Here is a 17,174-nt window from a genome sequence, read left to right as displayed (position 1 = left end):
GATCGTGGCTCGTGACGGGGATCGAACGAGTGGGGCAGCCGGGGTCGTACGGGCCGCTGGCCTGCGCCGGCGCGGCGGGGCCGGTCTACGTCCTGTGCGGTACGACGTCGGGGTCCGTTCTGCGTGCGGTCGACCTGGACGGCCGGTCGCGCTGGAGCCGGTCCGTTGGTGCGCTGGGCGGCCAGATGCGCGTCGCGCCGGACGGTGGTGTCTGGCTGGCCGATGGCGCCGCGCTCGTGGAGACGACGGTGTGGGGTGCGCCGGGTCGGCGGGTGGATCTCTCGGGTGCACCTGACGAACGGATCGGGACGTTCGTCGTTCTGCCCGATGGGTTCGTGGTGGCGTGGCGGAGCGACCCGTACCGCAGCGTGCGCGTGGAGCGCACCGACGGATCGGGCGCGAGACGCTGGTCGGCCGAGTTGCCCGATGTGCACCTGTCTTATGAGGGCGTCGTCGAGATGAGCGCGGCGAATGGCTGGCGTGCGGAACCCATGCGGCCATGGCGGCCACGAGGTCTGGCTCCAGAGCGCCGCGCCGGGCTGCTCGTTTCGGCGGACCGGGTACTGGCCACCTACACCGACTGGTCCAGCGGCATCGGCATGGGCTTCTGCCTCGACCTGGCGACCGGGGACCTGGTCTGGGTGACGCCGCCGCACCCGACAGGGGAGCGGGCGATCGCCGGACCGGGCGGTTTCCTGGTCGGCAGCCAGGGGTACGGCGCGTTCTCGACACGGTTGTACGACCGCGACGGCGCGACGGTGGCCGAGTGGCCCAGCCACGGTGGCCTGCTGGTCAGCAGCCGGGGCAGAATCCGCGTCGTCGAACTGGACAACGACCTGTCCTCGGCCCGGCGCGTCCGGCGGCTGCACCGCGACGGCAGCATGACCGACGGCCCGTACCTCTCCGGCTACTACACCGTCGGTCCGGTGCTGAGCGGCGACGGCCGGGCCGCGTTCTGGCGCGACGGCAAGCTCCAGATCATCGATCCCGACCTGTCCGTCCACACCTTGTGCGAGGGAGAAGGGGAAGGCGTCGACCGGATGCTGCTGCTGGAGGGCGGACGGCTGTTCTTCGTCCTCACCACGGACTGGGCCAAGGGCGAAGGCAGCCTCGTCATCGCCGACACCGATCTGGCTCCGCTGGACACCGGCGTGTGGCCCTGCGGCGAGAGCGATCTACACGCCAACCCTGTCCGCTGCTGGTAAGAGCCTGGCGGTTTCAGGCCCGCTCATCGCGACAGGCCCGAACACACCAGGCGGCCGACCAGGCACCGGTGTCACTGTGCGTCGGGCTCAGGGACGGTGGTCGTCTGCTGGTCGGCCGTGTGGTGCGGTGATTCGTCGATCGGGAATTGGATCAGGCTCACCAGGCGGGGGCTGCGGCCGGGTGTCGGCTGGTTTCCGGCGCGGGCCGCGATGACGGCGCGTAGCTCGCCGAGTATCTCGATGATCTCGTCACGGCTGAGCCACAGGACGCCCTGCCGGTAGCCCACCAGGTCGGCGTACGGGTCGGTGCCGGACCGGTTGAGGTAGGCGTCGAACTCCGCGTGCAGGGCGGCCATGGCCGCGGTGAACCCGTGGCGGTGGTCTTCCAGCGACATCGACGCGCCCGCCTCCGCCTCGATCATCGTCCGGTCCCGGCGCAGCCGGTAGTGGCGCTCCACCGCGCCGCGTACCCGCTGTTCGTCGGCGACCTCCAGCACTCCTCCGTCGGCGAGCAGGCCGACATGCCGGTACACGGTGGTCTTCGGGACCTCAGGCAGGCTCGCGCACAGATCGGCGGTGGAGCGTACCCGCCCGCCGGACAGGGCGTAGACGATCCGCATCCGGACCGGATGCAGCAGCAGATCCAGGGTGTCCACTCCCCGATTATCTCCATATTCGGTACCATTCCCAAAACTGGGAACATTCGGGAGGGGTACGGAGTGACCGACAGCACCTCGACGGCGGCCGCACGGCTGAGCGCCCCAGCGGTGATGCCGCTGCGCACGCTGGATCCGTCCGCGCCGCTGGACGACCTGGAATGGCTGGATGAGGCGATCGGCACCGCGCGGGTGGTGGCGATCGGCGAGAGTGCGCACTACAACGGCGAGACCTACCGACTCCGCCACCGCCTGCTGCGCTACCTGGTCGAGCGGCACGGGTTCGGCGCGTACGCGATGGAGTCGGGATTCGCCGAAGGATGGCGGACCGACGAGTGGGTACGGGGCGGCGAGGGCGACCTCGGCCAGGTCCTGGCCGGCGGCATGACCTCGCTGATGGGACCGTGGACCCAGATGCGCGCCCACCTGGAGTGGATGCGGCACCACAACCGGACCGCCGCACGGCCGGTCGGCTTCTACGGCGCCGACCTGTCCGGCTCCAACGCGTCCCTGCTGCCGAGCCTGGACGCCGTCATCGCCTACCTGGCGCAGGCCGATCCCGAGTACCAGGTGGATCCGAGCATCCGGGAGACGGCCGCCGTCTTCGCCGCGTCATCGGCGTTCTCCATCCCCGCGGCCATCGGAGCCTATGCGCAGCTCGCGACCCAGACCAAGGACGCGCTGACCGCGGGGTTGGCCGAACTGACCGTACGCATGACCGGACGCCGCCTCGAGTACGCCCGGCGCACCACGGCCGGCGCGTACGAGCGCGCACTGCGCTCGCTGCACCTCACGATCACCCTCGACGCGCTCGCCCGTGCGATGGCCTGCGGCGACCGGCTGACGGTGATGTTCGACCGCGCCGCCGCGATCGCGGACAACCTCGAGTGGATCCTGCGCCGCGAAGACCGAATCGTGCTGGCCGCCCACAACGGCCACATCCAGCGCCGGCCCCTCGCCCTGCCCGGCATGCCGGAGGCGGCGACACCTGCGGGCATGCACCTGGCCGACCGGCTCGGCGAGGACTACCTCGTCATCGGCACGACCACGGGAACCGGTCAAACCCTCAACACCGATGCCGACTTCTACACCGGCACACTCTTCACCCAGATGGGGCCACCGGAGCCCGACACCCTCGACGCGCTCATGGCCGCCAGTCACGACGGGCCCTTCGCGACCGACCTCCGGCGGCTGTCACCGGCCGACGCCGACGCCGTCCGCGCCGCCGCCCGGCAACGCTTCGGCACCTTCCACGTCGGCCTGAACCCACTCGACGCCTACGACCTCATCGTCCATCTCCCCGACGTCACGGCAGCCGAACCCGACCCGGCCGCCCTCGCCTGCTCCCCCCACGACGTACAAGAGACGTTCTCGGGCTGGAACCCACGGTGAAACCCAGGCGAGCCGCCGGACGCAGACGGCTCGCCTTCAACCGTCTGATCAGACCACGGTCAATCCTCGGCGCCGCGGATCGTCACCTCGATGGCGGCCGGGGCACCCGCCGCATCGAGTTCGACGTGGACCGGGAAGAACCCGTCGCCGATAGATGTCATCGCGAACATGATGCGGGCACCGCCGACGTCTATCGAGGCGGCCTCATTCTCGGACGCGCGAACATCGGCCATCACCCGCCAGTGATGTGAGTGTGGACGGAGATCGAAGGCGAACTTACGGTCCGACGCCGTCCTCCGGCGATCGTTCAACGCGACCGCCTTCGCGTACGCTTCGCGGACCGGCAGGTTGAGCCAGCCGTAGTGATCGTCGCCGGGTGTGCCGGTACGGGTGGCACCGAACTCAGCCGCGATCTCGGTCTCGTGCCTGCCCCAGAACACGACGTCCGCCAGGCCGTCGATCGTGTCGTCGTGTATCCATGCGTTCAGCGCGTCCGCGTCGGCAACCACGAACCGGGCGTAGTCGACGCCGATCCTGCCCAGCGAGCGGGTACCGACGACTGGTTCGTCACTGACCACGATGCGGATGTGCATCCAACCCCAGTCGCCGTGCGGTGTCGCGGTGACCGGCAGCGGACGGTCGGTGGGCAGGCCTCCGATGGCGATGACCGGCACGCCGCTGATCAGAAAGTCCGGGTCGGCTCCGGCGATCGCTCGCCGGACGCGGTCACGGTGCGGGACCTGCCGTGGGAAGGAGCGCAGCGACGCCTGGTGGCCGCGCTCACGGCAGTGGTCATCGAAGAGCGAGGCGAACTCCGCGACGGCATCCTGCGGGATGTCATAGACGGTGCGGCCGGACTGCCGGCCGAACGACCGCGCCGCGGCGTCCGCATCGCGCCCGACCACCTCGAAGTCGACGGCCAGCGGGACGTCGGGCCGCCGCACGTCGTCCGGTACGCGGTCGCCGGACCACAGCCCGAGGTAGCCGCCGTCCATCAGCGCCAACTCGCCCGACGGACAGGTCACCTCGCCGAGCGGCACGATCTCTACCACGGTCGCGCAGTCTACGGCGGCCATCGCGACCAGCCGAAGCGGCCGGCCCGTCCGCTCAGCCGCGATGAGCCGGCTGCCAGGGCTGCGGCGCAGGTCCTGGTGGATATTCGGTCGCCGATCCGATGTGGGCCGTTCACACTGGCGACATGGGGCGGACGGTCAGTGCGGTGGTGACCTTTGGCGCGGACTGCCTGGGTGTCATCGGGCCGTCCGCGGTGGACGTCGCGTGGTGGGCGGAGGTCGAGCAGGTCGTCGCGTACCTGCGCCGGGTTCTGGATGTACCGGTGCTGGTGCTGCGCCTGGTCGGCGTCGAGGGTGGGGACGGCGGACGGGACGGTCATGTCACCTATCACGTCGAGGCGTTGCGGCGGCCCGCGGCCGGGCTACTGTCCGCGCCGGGCGTCGCGCACCCCGCGTTGGCCGAGCCGCACGAACGGCGTTCCCCGTGGGCGCGGATGGAGGGGCTGAGGGAGCTGCTCGGCTGGGCCGCGGACACGCTGGCCTCCATGGATCGTCCGATGACCGGGCCGGCGGAGCAGCGCAGGACCTGGAACCTGGCCGCCGTGTTGCGCCTGCCCACCCGGCAGGGCCCGGTTTGGTTGAAGGCCACGCCGCACTTCGCCGCCGATGAGGCGGCCGTCATCGCCGCGTTCGCGCGCGTGGATCCGGGTCTGGTTCCGACGGTCCTCGCGGCGGGGCCCGGGCGGGTCTTGCTGGAGCATCTGCCCGGTGTGGACTGCTGGGACGCCCCCGCCGAGATCATCACCAGCGCGGTGAGCCGCCTGGTGGCCGCCCAAGCCGCGGTCGCCGTACGGGCGGCCGGCCACCTGCCTGGACTGCGTGACCGGCGCCGGGCCGTCCTCGCCGGCCAGATCCGTGAACTGCTCGATCGACCCTTCAGCGCTGAGCTGTCCAGCGAGGAGCTGGCGGCAGCGCGTGGTCTGCAGGAACGCTGGCCCGCGCTGGACGACTGTGGTCTGCCTGACACGATCGTGCACGGTGACTTCCACCCCGGCAACTGGCGCAGCGACGGTGGGCCACCGGTTGTGGTGGACTTCGCCGACGCCTATGTGGGCAACCCGGTGCTGGACGGACTGCGGGCCTGCGACTACCTGCCAACGGCGAAGCGATCCGTTGCCGCCAAGGCGTGGATCGAGGCATGGAAGACCCGGCTGCCCGACTGCGAGCCGGCCCGGGCACTCGCCATCGCCGAACCGTTGGCACACCTGGCCTATGCCGTGCGCTACCAGGAGTTCCTGGACGGTATTGAACCCGCCGAGCAGGTCTACCATCGTGGCGATCCTGCCACCGTCATCCGCGCCGCACTGCGCTGCGCGCGAACGCCGAACATCGGCCGCACCTTCGGCTAGGTGCCCGTCCGCCGGAGTCGCGCGACGAAGCGCCGGACCGTACGGGGGCTGCGCAGCAAGTGGACCTCGGCGTCCGGAGCGGCAGCGCTGATCGCCTGCATCACGGCCGGGAGACTGCGGCGTCGATAGGCCCAGATCCAGCGCCAGTAGTCGCCGCGTTCGCGGCCTTGGCGTATCGTCCGCCACGCGCATCGCAGGAAGGCGAAATCGAGCACGATGACGGTGTCGGCAGCCCGGAGGCGGATCTGCGGGTCACTGTCGTAGGGCCCGAGGTCACCATCGAGGATCCAAGCGTCACGCTGGACCAGTTCCCGTTGACATGCCGCCCACCGGGCCGGGTCCGTCGCGACCAGCCCAGGCTGCCAGAACAGCGTGTCCAGCTCGACCACGGGCAGACCGGTCACCTCGCCGAGCTGTCGGGCCAAGACGGACTTGCCGGCGCCGCCGCGCCCGAGGATCACCACTCGCCGCATGCCCCCATCATGACCGGAGCCGTGCCTCATCCGCCGATGAGACCGAGCGCGTCGAAAGCCTCGGCACGATCATTCGTACGCAGCTGTGTACATGTGCCGGCAGAGGTACTGGACACAGGGCCCTGCGGCGCTTCTGCGCCGGCACCGATCGCGGCGTGCGGCGTGGCATGTGGGGTAGCGTGCCTTGCAGCGGCTCCGGAACCGGTTTCGGAGCCTCGGAGTCCTGGAAAGGACGGCCGATGAGGCGCGTGACGCTTGCCGACGTGGCCCGGGCTGCGGGAGTCGCGAAGGCGACCGCCTCACGCGCGCTGTCCGCGGACCACCCGGAAGTCGGCGAGGCGACTCGGACGCGGATCCAGGAGATCGCGAAAGAGCTGGGCTACCAGCCGAGTCGGGTCGCGCAGGCGCTGCGCACCGGCCGCTTCCGATTGATCGTGCTGCACGTGTCGCCGGCCGATTCAGGCTGGGCGGGGGTGCTGTCCGGGGCGATGGCCGAGGCCGAACGCCATGGCTACCAGGTGCTCGTCCGGCCGGTCGGGCCGGACGGTTCGATGCCGCCGCAGGACCCGGCGGAGCTGCCCATCGACGGCACGATCCTGGTCGGCCCGGTGCGGACGCCGTCGGGCGGGGACCGCTCGCGACCGGTGATCGTGGTCGACGAGGACCTGGTCGACCCGGAGGCGACGATCGTTCGGACGGCCAACTGGAGCGCCGGGTACCAGGCCGGCCGCTATCTGATGCGGCAGGAGCGTACGTCGGTCGTCGTGCTGCTCCCGCACAACGCGGCCAGCGGCGCTCGTGCCCGTGCGGCCGGCTGCCAGTCCGCCTTCGCCGAAGCCGGACTCAAGTTCTCCTCCGACCGGATCGTCGAGGTCGGGGCGGACGCCCACGTGGCGGTCGACCATGGCCCGCGCTTCGACGCGCTCTTCAGCTGCTCCGATGACCTCACCCTGGCCGCGCTCGGCTCGCTGCGCCGGGCGGGCAGGCGAATCCCGGAGGATGTGGCGGTGGTCTGCTTCGGCGACGAGCGCACCGCCCGGCTGGCCGAGCCGTCGCTCGCCGCGGTCCCGCGTCCGCTGCCGGAACTGGGCGCGCGTGCGGTCCAGTTGCTGGTGCGCGCGATCGAGGGCGCCCCGGAGCCGCCCGAGGTCCACGAGTTGCCGGTGCGCCTGATGCCTGGTGCCGCCGACGATCGCTCTGCGCGTGAGCCCGCCGACATCCGACCTTGACCTCCGCCCTCCGCGTCCGCCACACTTCCGGAACCGTTCCGGAACCGGTTCCGGAGGTATCGAGGAGGTCCTGCGGTGGCAACGTCGACGCCTGGGCTGATAGCCGTACTGATCGTTTCGGTTGCCCTGCTCTTAGTGCTGATCAACTCGCGGCTCAGGTTGAATCCCTTCATCGCCCTGCTGGTCGTGTCCATCGGGGTCGGACTGGCGGGCGGCGAACCCGTCGCCAAGATCGCCGATTCGATCGAGAAAGGTGCCGGCGATGTCCTCGGCAACGTCGGCATCACACTCGCTCTCGGCGCCATGCTGGGCCGTCTGCTGGCAGACTCCAGCGCCACGGAAGTGATCGCCGCAGCGGTGGTGCGCCGGTCGACACCGCGCACAGTGCCGTGGCTGATGAGCGCTGCGGCGTTCGTCATCGGCATCCCGATGTTCTTCGAGGTCGGCCTCATCGTGCTGCTGCCGCTGGTGTTCAGCGTGGCGGACCGGATGCGCAGGCAAGGGCACGCGCGCTACTCGCCGTACACCATGCTCGTGATCCCCACCATCGCCGTACTCGCCACCCTGCACGGCATGGTCCCGCCCCACCCGGGACCGCTGGCCGCCGTCGCCGGACTGCACGCGGACCTGGGCAAGACGATTGTGCTCGGCCTGGTCTGCGCCGTGCCCACCGTCATCCTGGCCGGCCCCGTCTTCGCGACCTGGATGGCCCCGCGGATCGACGTCTACCCCGACCAGGCCCTGGTCGACCAGTTCGTACGGCAGCGCGCGGACGACGCAGAGCCTGCCGTACGGGGCGACGATTCTGCAGCAGCGCAGCGGCCGGTACCGATCGCCTGGGCGGTGACCTGCATCCTCATTCCGGTGGTGTTGATGCTGCTGCGCACCATCGCGGAGATCGCCCTGCCCGACGGAAACCAGCTGCGTAGCGCGACCCTCTTGGTGGGTACGCCCGTCATCGCGATGCTGGTCGGTTTCCTCGTCGCGCTGGTCGCACTGGGACTGGCCCAAGGCAGGTCAGGGGAAGCGGTGCGGCAGTCCGTCACGGAGAGCCTCAAGGCCGTGGTCGGCATCCTGCTGATCATCGGCGGGGGCGGCGCCTTCAACCAGGTGCTGGAGGACACGGGCATCAGCCACGCCATCGCCTCGGCCGCCGGTGGAGCGCACATCAGCGTCGTGCTGCTGGGGTGGCTGCTCGCACTACTGCTCTCCGCCTCCACCGGATCGGCGACGGTGGGGATCGTCTCCTCGACCGGCATCGTCGCGCCACTGGTGACCGCGTCCGACAGCTGGCACACCTCGCTGGTCGTCATCGCCATCGGTGCGGGCTCGATCGGCCTCAACTACGTCAACCACGCGGGATTCTGGCTGGTCAAGGAGTCCTTCGGGATGGACATGGGCAAGGCCACGAAAATCCACACCACCACCCAGACGCTGGTCAGCGTCCTGGGCCTGGGGATGGCCCTCCTGCTCTCCGCATTCCTCTAGCGGCCATACGCCGATGCCGATGCGCACGCGGACGGTTGTGCGAAGGATGTTGTTGCAGCCGGTCTGGGGAAGGCGTCGATCCGGTCCAGGACGTACGACGCCTTCCCCTCGGTCCAGCGATCACGCGGGCGACGGGCCCGTTGATTACGGGCGGCCGGCGCCGACGTAGTTCGCGGTCCAGTAGCTGTTGGACATGCTGGCGTACTGCACGTCGGTGCCGGTGTGCGGGGCATGGATGAATCTTCCGCCGCCGACGTAAATGCCTTCGTGGCCAAGGCCGTCGAAGAAGACCAGGTCACCGGGCTGTAGGTCGGACTTGGAGACGTGGCGGATGGCGCTGTACTGGTCGGGGACGACGCGGGGAAGGCTGACGCCGGCGGCGCGCCAGGCCATCATCGTCAGCCCGGAGCAGTCATAGCCCGACGGGCCTGTACCGCCGAAGACGTAGGGTTTACCCAGCTGAGCCATGGCGTAATTCACCGCCTTGCTCGCCGAGCCGGACGCGGAGCCGGTGGGGCTGCTACCGCTGCCCTTGCTACTGCTGTTGCCGCTTGAGCTGCTGCTGCTTGAGCTGGAGCTGGTGGACTTGGCCAACAGTGCTTTCTGCTTGGCGATCGCTTGTTCGGCGGCGGTTTTCTGCTTCTTAAGCGTCGACGTGGTCGTGGTGACGGTCTGCAGCGCTGCCTTGGCTTCTTCCTGATCGCGCTGGAGGCGCTGGGTCGATGCCAGCAATGCCGTCATCTCTTGGCTTCGGCTATTGGAAAGCGCGACGAAGGCCGACATATTCTGCAGGGTCCCTTCGGGATCCTTGGAGGCGATGACGGCGGTGTTGCCAAGGGTGCCGTTCTTGTAGGCGGCGACGGCCATCTGCGCAACCCGAACGCGGAGGTTCTGATAGTTGGGCTTTTCAGTGGCGATCTGATTGTTGATCACTGAAAGCCGCTTCTTCGCCGCATCCAGCTGTGTCTTCGCCTTGTCGTACTTATTGGCGAGCTTGTCCACCTGGCTGTTGAGCTTGTCCAGTTTGTTCTTTGCTGCGGTCGGTGACGGCTTGGTGGCCGCGTATGCGCTGCTCGCGGGAAGAAGAAGGGCGGCGCTCGCCGTCAAGGCCGTAATGCCCCTCAGAAAGCCGGAACTTTTGAGTTGTGAATATGGAAATGCCACGTACGAACTCCTCTCCTCACGCCTACCGGGTTAGCTGTCGGGTTCGGGCGGGAGATGCCCTTCCGAGCGCCGGGCGCTGCGGATTCACCCCAGGTACCTGGGTCCCCGGTTCCCTGCACTGCAGGGATTCGGCTGACGGTCGTGCTCTTGTGTGAAGCATGGGACAGTCGAGTCCTACGGAGCGTAGGGCATCAATGTGTATAAAACCACCGAAACGTGATTTATCGTACGCTGCGTGCACCTTCCGTTACGGAGTGCAGATCACGGCGCCGTGTCGGTGCGCATGTCCTTACCGTGGGTGACTTCCTTCTGAGGCTTCCGGCTCCAGTGGAGGCGGCTTGTTGTGATCAGACTCAGGTAGCGTGCGGGAATGACCCCTGCCGCGGTGGATCGGGATTTGCTGGACTTCGCCGTTGCGCTCGCGGAGCGGGCCGGGCGGGTGGCCGCGGAGCGGTTCTTCGCGGCCGACTTCGGCGTCGTGGAGAAACGCGATGGCAGCGAGGTGACCGACGCCGATTTCGCGGTCGAAAGTCTGATCCGGACCGAGTTGCACCGCCGTTTCCCCGACGATGAGATCTACGGCGAAGAGGCAGGCGTCAGTACCGGACGTTGCACGATGAACTGCTCCACCTCATCCGCCCGGCGCTAGCGGCCGTCGACGTCGCAAGCTGATCCCGAGAAGCCGCCGACCGGCCGGCACGGAGCTATCCCGCGCGGAGGACCTCGCTCAATCGGCGCCGGCGTCGTAGCACCGACTCGACGGGTACCGCCACGGCGACGGCCACCGGCAACGCGACGATCAGCAGACCGAGCCACCACCACGGCAGCACCAGGGGCGGGTCGGCGGCCTGCCCGGTGAGCAACCGCAGAGCGAGCGGGCCGAACGTCAGGCGTGCGAGCAGTACCCCGATCAGCGGGCCGCCCACCGCGGCGACCAGCACCGGCGGCAGCAACTCGCCCGCGGCGACCCAGCGGGCGTCCCGTGGCCGCAGGCCGAGGGTCCGCAGCCGGGTCAGGGTCTGCCACCGTTCCGGCGCGCTCGCGGCCGTGCCGAGGGCGAGCCCGAGCAGTCCCAGAGCCAGCAGGATCGCGGCCGAGGCCCAGGTCAACCGCAGCAGCCCCGAGGTCAGCGGCGCCGCACGGCGTGCGCGCAGCACGTCCGCGCGGAGTACGGCGTTCGCCGCGACGGCGCTCGCGGTGACCGCTCGCGCTGCTCCCGGGCCGGTCGCCCACACCGTGTTCGGGACGGCCGGCAGTCCGGCGGCGGCGATCGCCGCGGCGTCCACGAGGATGACGTCATCGGCGTCACCGACGGCGGGTGCCGTACCGACGGCGGTGAGCCGGATGGCCGGGGCACCGTCCCGGAGCAGTTGCAGCCGCATGCCGCGCCGTAGGGTGCCATTGCTCGAGCGCACCAGCACGGGGACGTCGCCGTGACCGGTCGCCCTGAGCCGGGCGAGCGTCGGCGCGTGCGGCAGTGGGGTGGAGGCCAGCAGCCGCTGGTACGCCGAGGTGTCCACGATCACCAGGCGCGGTGCGACGACCACCGAGTCGGCGACGATGCGCGCCCGGTCGGTCACCTGCCCGGCGACGGCCTGCCGGACTCCCCGCGCGGCGGCGATGCGCCGCGCGAGCGCGGGTGTGGAGGCCGCGGCGGCGGGGGCGATGTCGAGGCGGGCGTCGGCGCCGACGGTACGCCACGCGCCGTCGGCCAGGCCCCGGTCGGCGGTGGCGTCGAGGGTGAGCGCGAACGACGCCAGCGCGGCGGAGGTCACCAGGACCAGCAGCGGCAGCACGCGAGCGGACGTCACGGCCGCCCGCGCGGTGCCGAACACCGCCAGCGGGCGGCGCGAGCGCAGTGCCCGCTTCAGCGCGAGGCGCGTCCCGGCGGGCAGCAGCCGCCGCAGGACGAGCGCGCCGGCGAGAACGCCGAGAGCGGGAGCACTCGCGGGCAGCGCCACGCCACCGTCCGCCCCGGACGCGTCGCCGGAGGGAGCGGATGGGAGGATCCCGCGCTGGTGCAGCGCGACGAAGGCGGCGACCGCGGCGATCAGAACCGCGACCTCGGCGGTGGCGCGGCGCAGCCGGCCGGTACGGACGGCCCAGCGGCGTGCGGTCCGGTTGGCGGGGACACGGCGATCGCGGGTGGCACGGGCGGCGGCGAGCGTACCGAATGCCGGGCCGGCGGCGGCAGCGGCGAGGACCACGGGGACCACCCACCCCAAGGAGGCACCCGGGGAGACCGTACGGGCCAGCGCGAGCCCGGCCACGGTGGCGGACAGCGCCACCGCAATGGACTCGAGCAGCAGTTCGGCGCCGAGGTCGGACAGCGTCGCCCCTCGTTGCCGGGCGGCGGCGAGCGCCGGGGCGCGGCGGCCGACCAGCAGGTCGGCGGCGAGCAGCAGGACCAGGACCGCGGCGGCCAGGACACCGGTGAGCAGAACGGACGCCTGCACGGACGCGGCACTGACCTGGGCGCGGACGTTCCGCAGCACGGCGTCGAGCTGCGTGTCCCACTGCAGGGAGTCGTCGAGGGCGCCGGAGGAACCGGAAGCCGCCTTGAGCGCGACCGCCCTCCCGGCGATCGCCTGGGCGGAATCCCAGGTGAGCGCGCGCGGGTCCGGGGTGAACCAGACGGTGCGCTCCAGCTGGTCCTGGTCGAAGGCGAGGCGGGCGTCGGGCAGGGAGTCGCGTGACAGCAGGCCGGCGAGCCGGGTGGTGCCCACGCCGTCCTCGCCCGAGGCGGGACGCAGCAGCCAGGGGGCCAGCCGCCAGGCGGGATCGGTGCTGTCCGTCGCCCGGAAGATGCCGCTGATCTGGACGCTTTTTACGCGCTTCCGGTCGTCCTCGAGCGGGATGCGAGCGCCCGGACGTACGTGGAGAGCGGCGGCGTCCGCTTCCGACAGGCCCACCTGCACAGGCCAGGGCGGCGCCTGGTACGGGATCTCGGCGTGGCCGTCCACCGCGGAGGCGGGGGCCCGGGGCGGGCCGCCCGCGATCCAGGTCACGCCTGGCCCGTCGCCGCCGTCGGCTGCGAGGTAGGCGAGCTGGAAGGTGCGCAGCACGCTGCCGTCGGTGACGCTGAGGGTGGTACTCGTGACGGTGGCGACGGGCGGACGCAGCGCGGCGCTCAGGCGGGAGCCGAGCGCGTCCTTGGCCCTGTCTCGGAAGTCATCGACGTCTTCGGCGAGGTGGGGAAGGCGGACACGATCGCCGCTCGGCCCATCGTCACTCTCCCAACGAGCGTGGACCAAGACGTCGGCGTCCTGACCGGCACCGCGAACCGCGTCCTGGACGGCGTCGTCGGCGGTGCCGCGCAACAGCGGCGGCACGGCGCCGGCGAGCACGGTGACGACCGCGACCACGGCGGCGGCCAGGAGCAGCGGCCCGGCATCGGCGAGGGCCCGGCCGCGGATGCTGGGCCAGTGCAGAACGGGGCGCTGTAGGCGACCGGGCGACCGCTGGTCGGGGGGCCGTCGGCGACCGGGCAGCCGGAGGGCGGGCAGTCGTCGACGACCGGGTGGCCGGGGGGTTGTTCGTCCGCTCACGATGTCACCCGTAGGTGTGCGGCGTCGGCGAGGGCGCGGCGGCGGATGCTGGGCCAATGCTGCGCGGGCGGCTGTGGGCGTCCTGGCGATCGTTGGTCGGGCGGGCGCCGGCGGCCAGGCGGCCGGAGGGCCGTTCGCTCGTTCACGATGTCACCCGCAGGTGTGCGGTACCGGCGAGGGCGCGGCGGCGGATGCTGGGCCGGTGCAGCGCGGGCGACTGTGGGCGTCCTGGCGATCGCTGGTCGAGTGGGCGTCGGCGACCGGGTGGCCGGAGGGGCGTTCGCCTGCTCACGATGCCACCCGCAGGTATGCGGCGTCGGCGCGGCGGGCCCGTACGGTGACGACGGCGGTTACCGCGAAGGTGCACCCGGCCAGCAACAGGACGAGCAGGGCGGCCTCGGCGGTCCACGGCCAGCTGGGCAGGGCGGCCGGGACGGGCGCGGCGCCGGTGTCGGATCGGACGAGGAGGGGCGCGACCAGGCGGGCGGCGAGCGCGCCGACGGCCGCACCCGTCGCGAGCAGGGGCAGCAGGATGCCGACGTGCTGGCCGAGAAGTACGGTACGGATTCCGCGCCGGGACATCCCCAGGCCTGCCAGCCGCGCCACCTCGTGGGCGCGCGCCTGCAGGTCGCAGGTCACATGCAGGACGATGCCGACGAGTAGCAGCAGGGCCGCGGCGGGGACGAGCAGCCGGAGCGCGGCCGGCAGTCCGGCGCGCAGCGGGGCGCTGGTGAGACGGGTGGTCTCGGCGGCGCGCGTGGTGACGGTACCGAGGTGCAGGGCGGTGGCGCGTACGGCGGCGTCGGCTGGGGTGGGGCGGCCGACCCACCAGGCGTCGACGGGGCAGTCCAGGGTGCCGCCCACGATGAGGGCGCGGGAGAGCGCGTCCAGGTCGGCCAGTACGGCGGCGGCGCCGGGGGCGGACGGGACGGTGGGCAGTACCTCGGCGACGCTGGCCGGGACGGGCGTCGTACCGACGGTGAGACTGAGCCGGGAGCCGCGCCGGGCATGGGCCTCGTCGGCGAAGCGGGCGGAGACCGCGACGGGTACCGGTCCAGGGGCGGGGAAGGCAGCGGCGACGAGGTCTCGGGCGGCGTTCGGGGGGCCCTTGAGTGAGACGGTCGTCGTCATCCTCAGCTCGGCGCCTGCGGGAGTGCCGGTGAGGGCGACGGCCGGATCGCCGAGCTGCCCGGGGGCGGGCGCGGCGGAGGTGGCGGTCCACGGCGATCCGGGCGCCGAGGCGGGGGCTTCTCCCGGCACTGCGAGCGTGACGGCGACATGGTCGTCACCGGCGTCGGCCGAGGATCCCGCGCCGCCGGAGGATCCCGCGCTGGCGGAGGATGCCTCGCCGCCGGAGGATGCCGGGCTGGCGGAGGACTTGGCGCCGGCGTTCTCCGGTGCGGTCTCGTCGGCTGCGAACGGGAGGGACACCGCGACCAGACGCAGGCCTTCGGCCGTCGCGCATGCGGGCAGCGGGTGCGCCCTGCCGTCGAGCGGGACGGGCGGGCCGGTGCAGAGGGTCCGCAGGCCCGTGACGTCCTGCAGCAGCAACCGGGGGGTCACGGTGAGCGGGGTCCCGCCGGTCGCCGTCCCGGTCAGGGTGAGCGCGGCGCTGGCCGGGACCGCGACACCGGCGGCGCGGGTCCGCGGCGCGAGGGCGGCGCCGATGTTCCTCCAGCTGCGACCGTCGTTCAGCCGGCCGCGCAGCAGGGCCTCGGCGCGGGTGGTGTCGACGGCGACCAGCCGGGGCACGTCGCCGGCGTTGCCGAGCCACTGCCCTACCGCGATGCCACGGTCGACGGCCGGGCTCACCGTTCCCCCGGTGGCCGCGCTGACGGCCGCGCCCTGCCCGGTGACCGGTGGGGCGGTGAGGGTGAGAGCGAGGTCGGTGCCGACGGACAGGTCGGCCTGGTCGTGCTGCGAGCGCTGCCACGTGGCGTCGAACGCGATCCCGAACGTGCCGGCCGCGCAGGCCAGGCCGATCAGCAGGCCCGCGGCGACCGCCTGCGGCCGGCGGGCGGCTTCGAACGTGGCCAGCGGGAACACCAGCCCGCGGGCACGGCGCGCCAGCCGGTCGGCGCCGTGCAGCGCGGGCAGTGCCAGGCGAAGCGCCAGCGCGGCGCCCGCGGCGAGGAACAGCGCGGGAGCGAGTATGCGGACGGCGTCGGTACGGGAGCCGGCGCCGGTGGGCTGAGCGTGCAACTGCCACCAGGTGACCGCGGCGAAGACGACGAGCAACAGGTCGGCACCGGAGCGGGCGAGCAGCTCACGCCGGTGCCGACGTTCACTGACCGCGGGGACGGGCCGTACGGCGAAGGCGACGAGTACCGCCGCGAGCGCCAGCGCGCCGCCGGCGACGGCGAGTACCTGGGCGCCGGTCACGCTCGGATGGGCGGCGAGCCCGGAACCCGCCAGTGGCGGTAGGTGGGTCAGGCCGACATGCAGGGCGGACGACGCGGGGATCGAGAGCGCGGCGGCGAGGACGGCGAGTGCGCCGGCCTCGACGGTCGCGGCGGCGGCCGTCTGGCCGCGGCCGGCGCCCAGGTCGGACAGCAGGGCGGTCTCGTCGGCGCGCGCGGCGGCGGTGAGGCGGCCGGCGAGCGCGAGGGCGGTCGCGGTCAGGACGCCCGCGAGGACGGCGACGGCGAGCACGGTGGCCGCGGTGACCTGCAGCTGGTCATGGGCGGCCTGCAAGGTGAGCGGCAGGCGGGAGGTGACGCGCTCGATCCCTACCCGGTCGCCGAGAGCGCGCGCCAGCCGGCGGTCGGCGTCGAGCGTGGCGGCGGCGACGGTGCCGAGGTCGTGGCGGGTGGGGTGGGCCAGGTCAGGATGGGCGGTGATCTCCAACCGGTCGAGGGTGGAACCGCCGGCGAGCAGGTCGGAGAGGTCGACGATGAACGGCCCATAGGCGTGGACCGGCCCGATGGAGCGGCCGTCGTGGTAGGTGAGGTCATAGCCGGCGGCGGCGAGGGGGTCGCGGTCCCAGCCGGTGCCGGGCCGCGCGCGTACGACGCCGACGACGGTCACGTCGACCGCCGGACCGTGGTCGCCGGCCAGTTCCGCGCCGAGGTGGACGCGGCTGCCGAGGGTGAGGCCGAGCAGCCGCGCGGTGGGCTCGAGGACGGCGGCCTCCAGCGGCGCGGCGGGGTGCGCGGCATCGGCCGCGGCCCGCGGCCAGCGTCCGGTGGTCAACTGGGCGCGGGCCGCCAGATCCTCCACGCCCGACAGGTAGGTCTGAGCCGGGACGCCGTCTCGCCCGACCAGCGTTTTCGGCAGCGACCGCATCACGGAGGACGCCCGCGCGGCCGTCGTCGCGGCGAACGGAGCCAGCGCCGAGGCCAGCACGCGGCGGGTGTCGTCGGCGACGGATCGCGCGTCCGCGCCGCGTACGGTGACGGTGTAGGCGGTGGCGTCGACGTCCGCGGGCGCGGCGCGGGACGCGGCGACCTCCAGCGCCCGGTCGGCGGTACGGGTGACGAGAAGGGCGTAGGTGCCCAGCAGAGTGGAGCCGACCATGACGACCGCCAGGAGGGCTGCCAGCAGGGGCCACTGCGCGCGTGCGCGGCGAACGAGCAGCCTCAGCACGGGCCGCTCCGA

12 protein-coding genes and 1 riboswitch are annotated in these 17,174 nt (G+C 72.1%); of the genes, 6 read left to right on the top strand and 6 right to left on the bottom strand.

The features are described from left to right. Window positions 1-11 precede the first annotated feature (11 nt). Entirely contained in the window at window positions 12-1,205 is a 1,194-nt protein-coding gene (locus ACQP2O_RS50560; RefSeq protein ID WP_433177182.1) for a hypothetical protein, read from the top strand. Between the two features lie 71 nt (window positions 1,206-1,276). Here the strand turns inward: ACQP2O_RS50560 and ACQP2O_RS50555 are convergent, their stop codons facing one another. Further along, on the bottom strand, window positions 1,277-1,861 hold the full coding sequence (locus ACQP2O_RS50555) for a helix-turn-helix domain-containing protein (RefSeq protein WP_433177180.1): 585 nt from the start codon (window positions 1,859-1,861) through the stop codon (window positions 1,277-1,279). Window positions 1,862-1,924: 63 nt separating this feature from the next. On the opposite strand from ACQP2O_RS50555, the gene ACQP2O_RS50550 reads away from it, so the two are divergent. Continuing rightward, window positions 1,925-3,253 carry an erythromycin esterase family protein gene (locus ACQP2O_RS50550; RefSeq protein ID WP_433177178.1) on the top strand — a complete coding sequence of 443 codons (1,329 nt, stop codon included), beginning with the start codon at window positions 1,925-1,927 and terminating at the stop codon, window positions 3,251-3,253. Window positions 3,254-3,312: 59 nt separating this feature from the next. Here ACQP2O_RS50550 and ACQP2O_RS50545 read toward each other — a convergent pair whose 3' ends face one another. Further along, the gene (locus ACQP2O_RS50545; protein ID WP_433177176.1) at window positions 3,313-4,305 is read right to left on the bottom strand and encodes a hypothetical protein; all 993 of its coding nucleotides are present in this window, start codon (window positions 4,303-4,305) and stop codon (window positions 3,313-3,315) included. A 146-nt stretch (window positions 4,306-4,451) separates the two neighbouring features. Here ACQP2O_RS50545 and ACQP2O_RS50540 point away from each other — a divergent pair, with 146 nt between their 5' ends. Next, window positions 4,452-5,675, top strand: coding sequence for an aminoglycoside phosphotransferase family protein (locus ACQP2O_RS50540; protein WP_433177174.1), 1,224 nt, complete (start codon window positions 4,452-4,454; stop codon window positions 5,673-5,675). Here ACQP2O_RS50540 and ACQP2O_RS50535 read toward each other — a convergent pair. Next, window positions 5,672-6,148: a hypothetical protein gene (locus ACQP2O_RS50535; protein ID WP_433177172.1), complete on the bottom strand. Its 477-nt coding sequence runs from the start codon at window positions 6,146-6,148 to the stop codon at window positions 5,672-5,674. The genes ACQP2O_RS50540 and ACQP2O_RS50535 overlap by 4 nt on opposite strands. Window positions 6,149-6,387: 239 nt before the next feature. On the opposite strand from ACQP2O_RS50535, the gene ACQP2O_RS50530 reads away from it, so the two are divergent. Then, window positions 6,388-7,377, top strand: a complete 990-nt coding sequence (locus ACQP2O_RS50530) for a LacI family DNA-binding transcriptional regulator (RefSeq protein WP_433177170.1) — start codon at window positions 6,388-6,390, stop codon at window positions 7,375-7,377. 75 nt (window positions 7,378-7,452) lie between these two features. Further along, window positions 7,453-8,865 carry a GntP family permease gene (locus tag ACQP2O_RS50525; RefSeq protein ID WP_433177168.1) on the top strand — a complete coding sequence of 471 codons (1,413 nt, stop codon included), beginning with the start codon at window positions 7,453-7,455 and terminating at the stop codon, window positions 8,863-8,865. Window positions 8,866-9,009: 144 nt separating this feature from the next. On the opposite strand, the gene ACQP2O_RS50520 is transcribed toward ACQP2O_RS50525, so the two are convergent. Beyond that, entirely contained in the window at window positions 9,010-10,029 is a 1,020-nt protein-coding gene (locus tag ACQP2O_RS50520) for an NlpC/P60 family protein (RefSeq protein ID WP_433177166.1), read from the bottom strand. 5 nt (window positions 10,030-10,034) lie between these two features. After that, a riboswitch (cyclic di-AMP (ydaO/yuaA leader) is annotated at window positions 10,035-10,173 on the bottom strand. Window positions 10,174-10,399: 226 nt separating this feature from the next. Here ACQP2O_RS50520 and ACQP2O_RS50515 point away from each other — a divergent pair. After that, the gene (locus tag ACQP2O_RS50515; RefSeq protein WP_433177164.1) at window positions 10,400-10,678 is read left to right on the top strand and encodes an inositol monophosphatase family protein; all 279 of its coding nucleotides are present in this window, start codon (window positions 10,400-10,402) and stop codon (window positions 10,676-10,678) included. A 55-nt stretch (window positions 10,679-10,733) separates the two neighbouring features. Here ACQP2O_RS50515 and ACQP2O_RS50510 read toward each other — a convergent pair whose 3' ends face one another. Further along, window positions 10,734-13,577 (bottom strand): FtsX-like permease family protein, encoded by a 2,844-nt coding sequence (locus tag ACQP2O_RS50510; protein WP_433177162.1) that lies wholly within the window; start codon window positions 13,575-13,577, stop codon window positions 10,734-10,736. 288 nt (window positions 13,578-13,865) lie between these two features. Beyond that, window positions 13,866-17,162: an FtsX-like permease family protein gene (locus ACQP2O_RS50505; protein ID WP_433177160.1), complete on the bottom strand. Its 3,297-nt coding sequence runs from the start codon at window positions 17,160-17,162 to the stop codon at window positions 13,866-13,868. Window positions 17,163-17,174 lie beyond the last annotated feature (12 nt).

Origin of the sequence: Actinoallomurus sp. CA-150999, from assembly GCF_050942425.1 — a bacterium.
In the GTDB taxonomy this organism is placed as follows: Bacteria; Actinomycetota; Actinomycetes; order Streptosporangiales; family Streptosporangiaceae; genus Actinoallomurus.
The sequence above is the reverse complement of the archived record's forward strand: the minus strand, read 5'-3'. Positions and strand labels throughout refer to the sequence as shown.

Bases quoted from the DNA above. Each gene is read 5' to 3' on its own strand.
- ACQP2O_RS50530 (WP_433177170.1), top strand. From the start codon at position 6,388: ATGAGGCGCGTGACGCTTGCCGACGTGGCCCGGGCTGCGGGAGTCGCG.
- ACQP2O_RS50515 (WP_433177164.1), top strand. From the start codon at position 10,400: ATGACCCCTGCCGCGGTGGATCGGGATTTGCTGGACTTCGCCGTTGCG.
- ACQP2O_RS50535 (WP_433177172.1), bottom strand. From the start codon at position 6,148: ATGCGGCGAGTGGTGATCCTCGGGCGCGGCGGCGCCGGCAAGTCCGTC.
- ACQP2O_RS50540 (WP_433177174.1), top strand. From the start codon at position 4,452: ATGGGGCGGACGGTCAGTGCGGTGGTGACCTTTGGCGCGGACTGCCTG.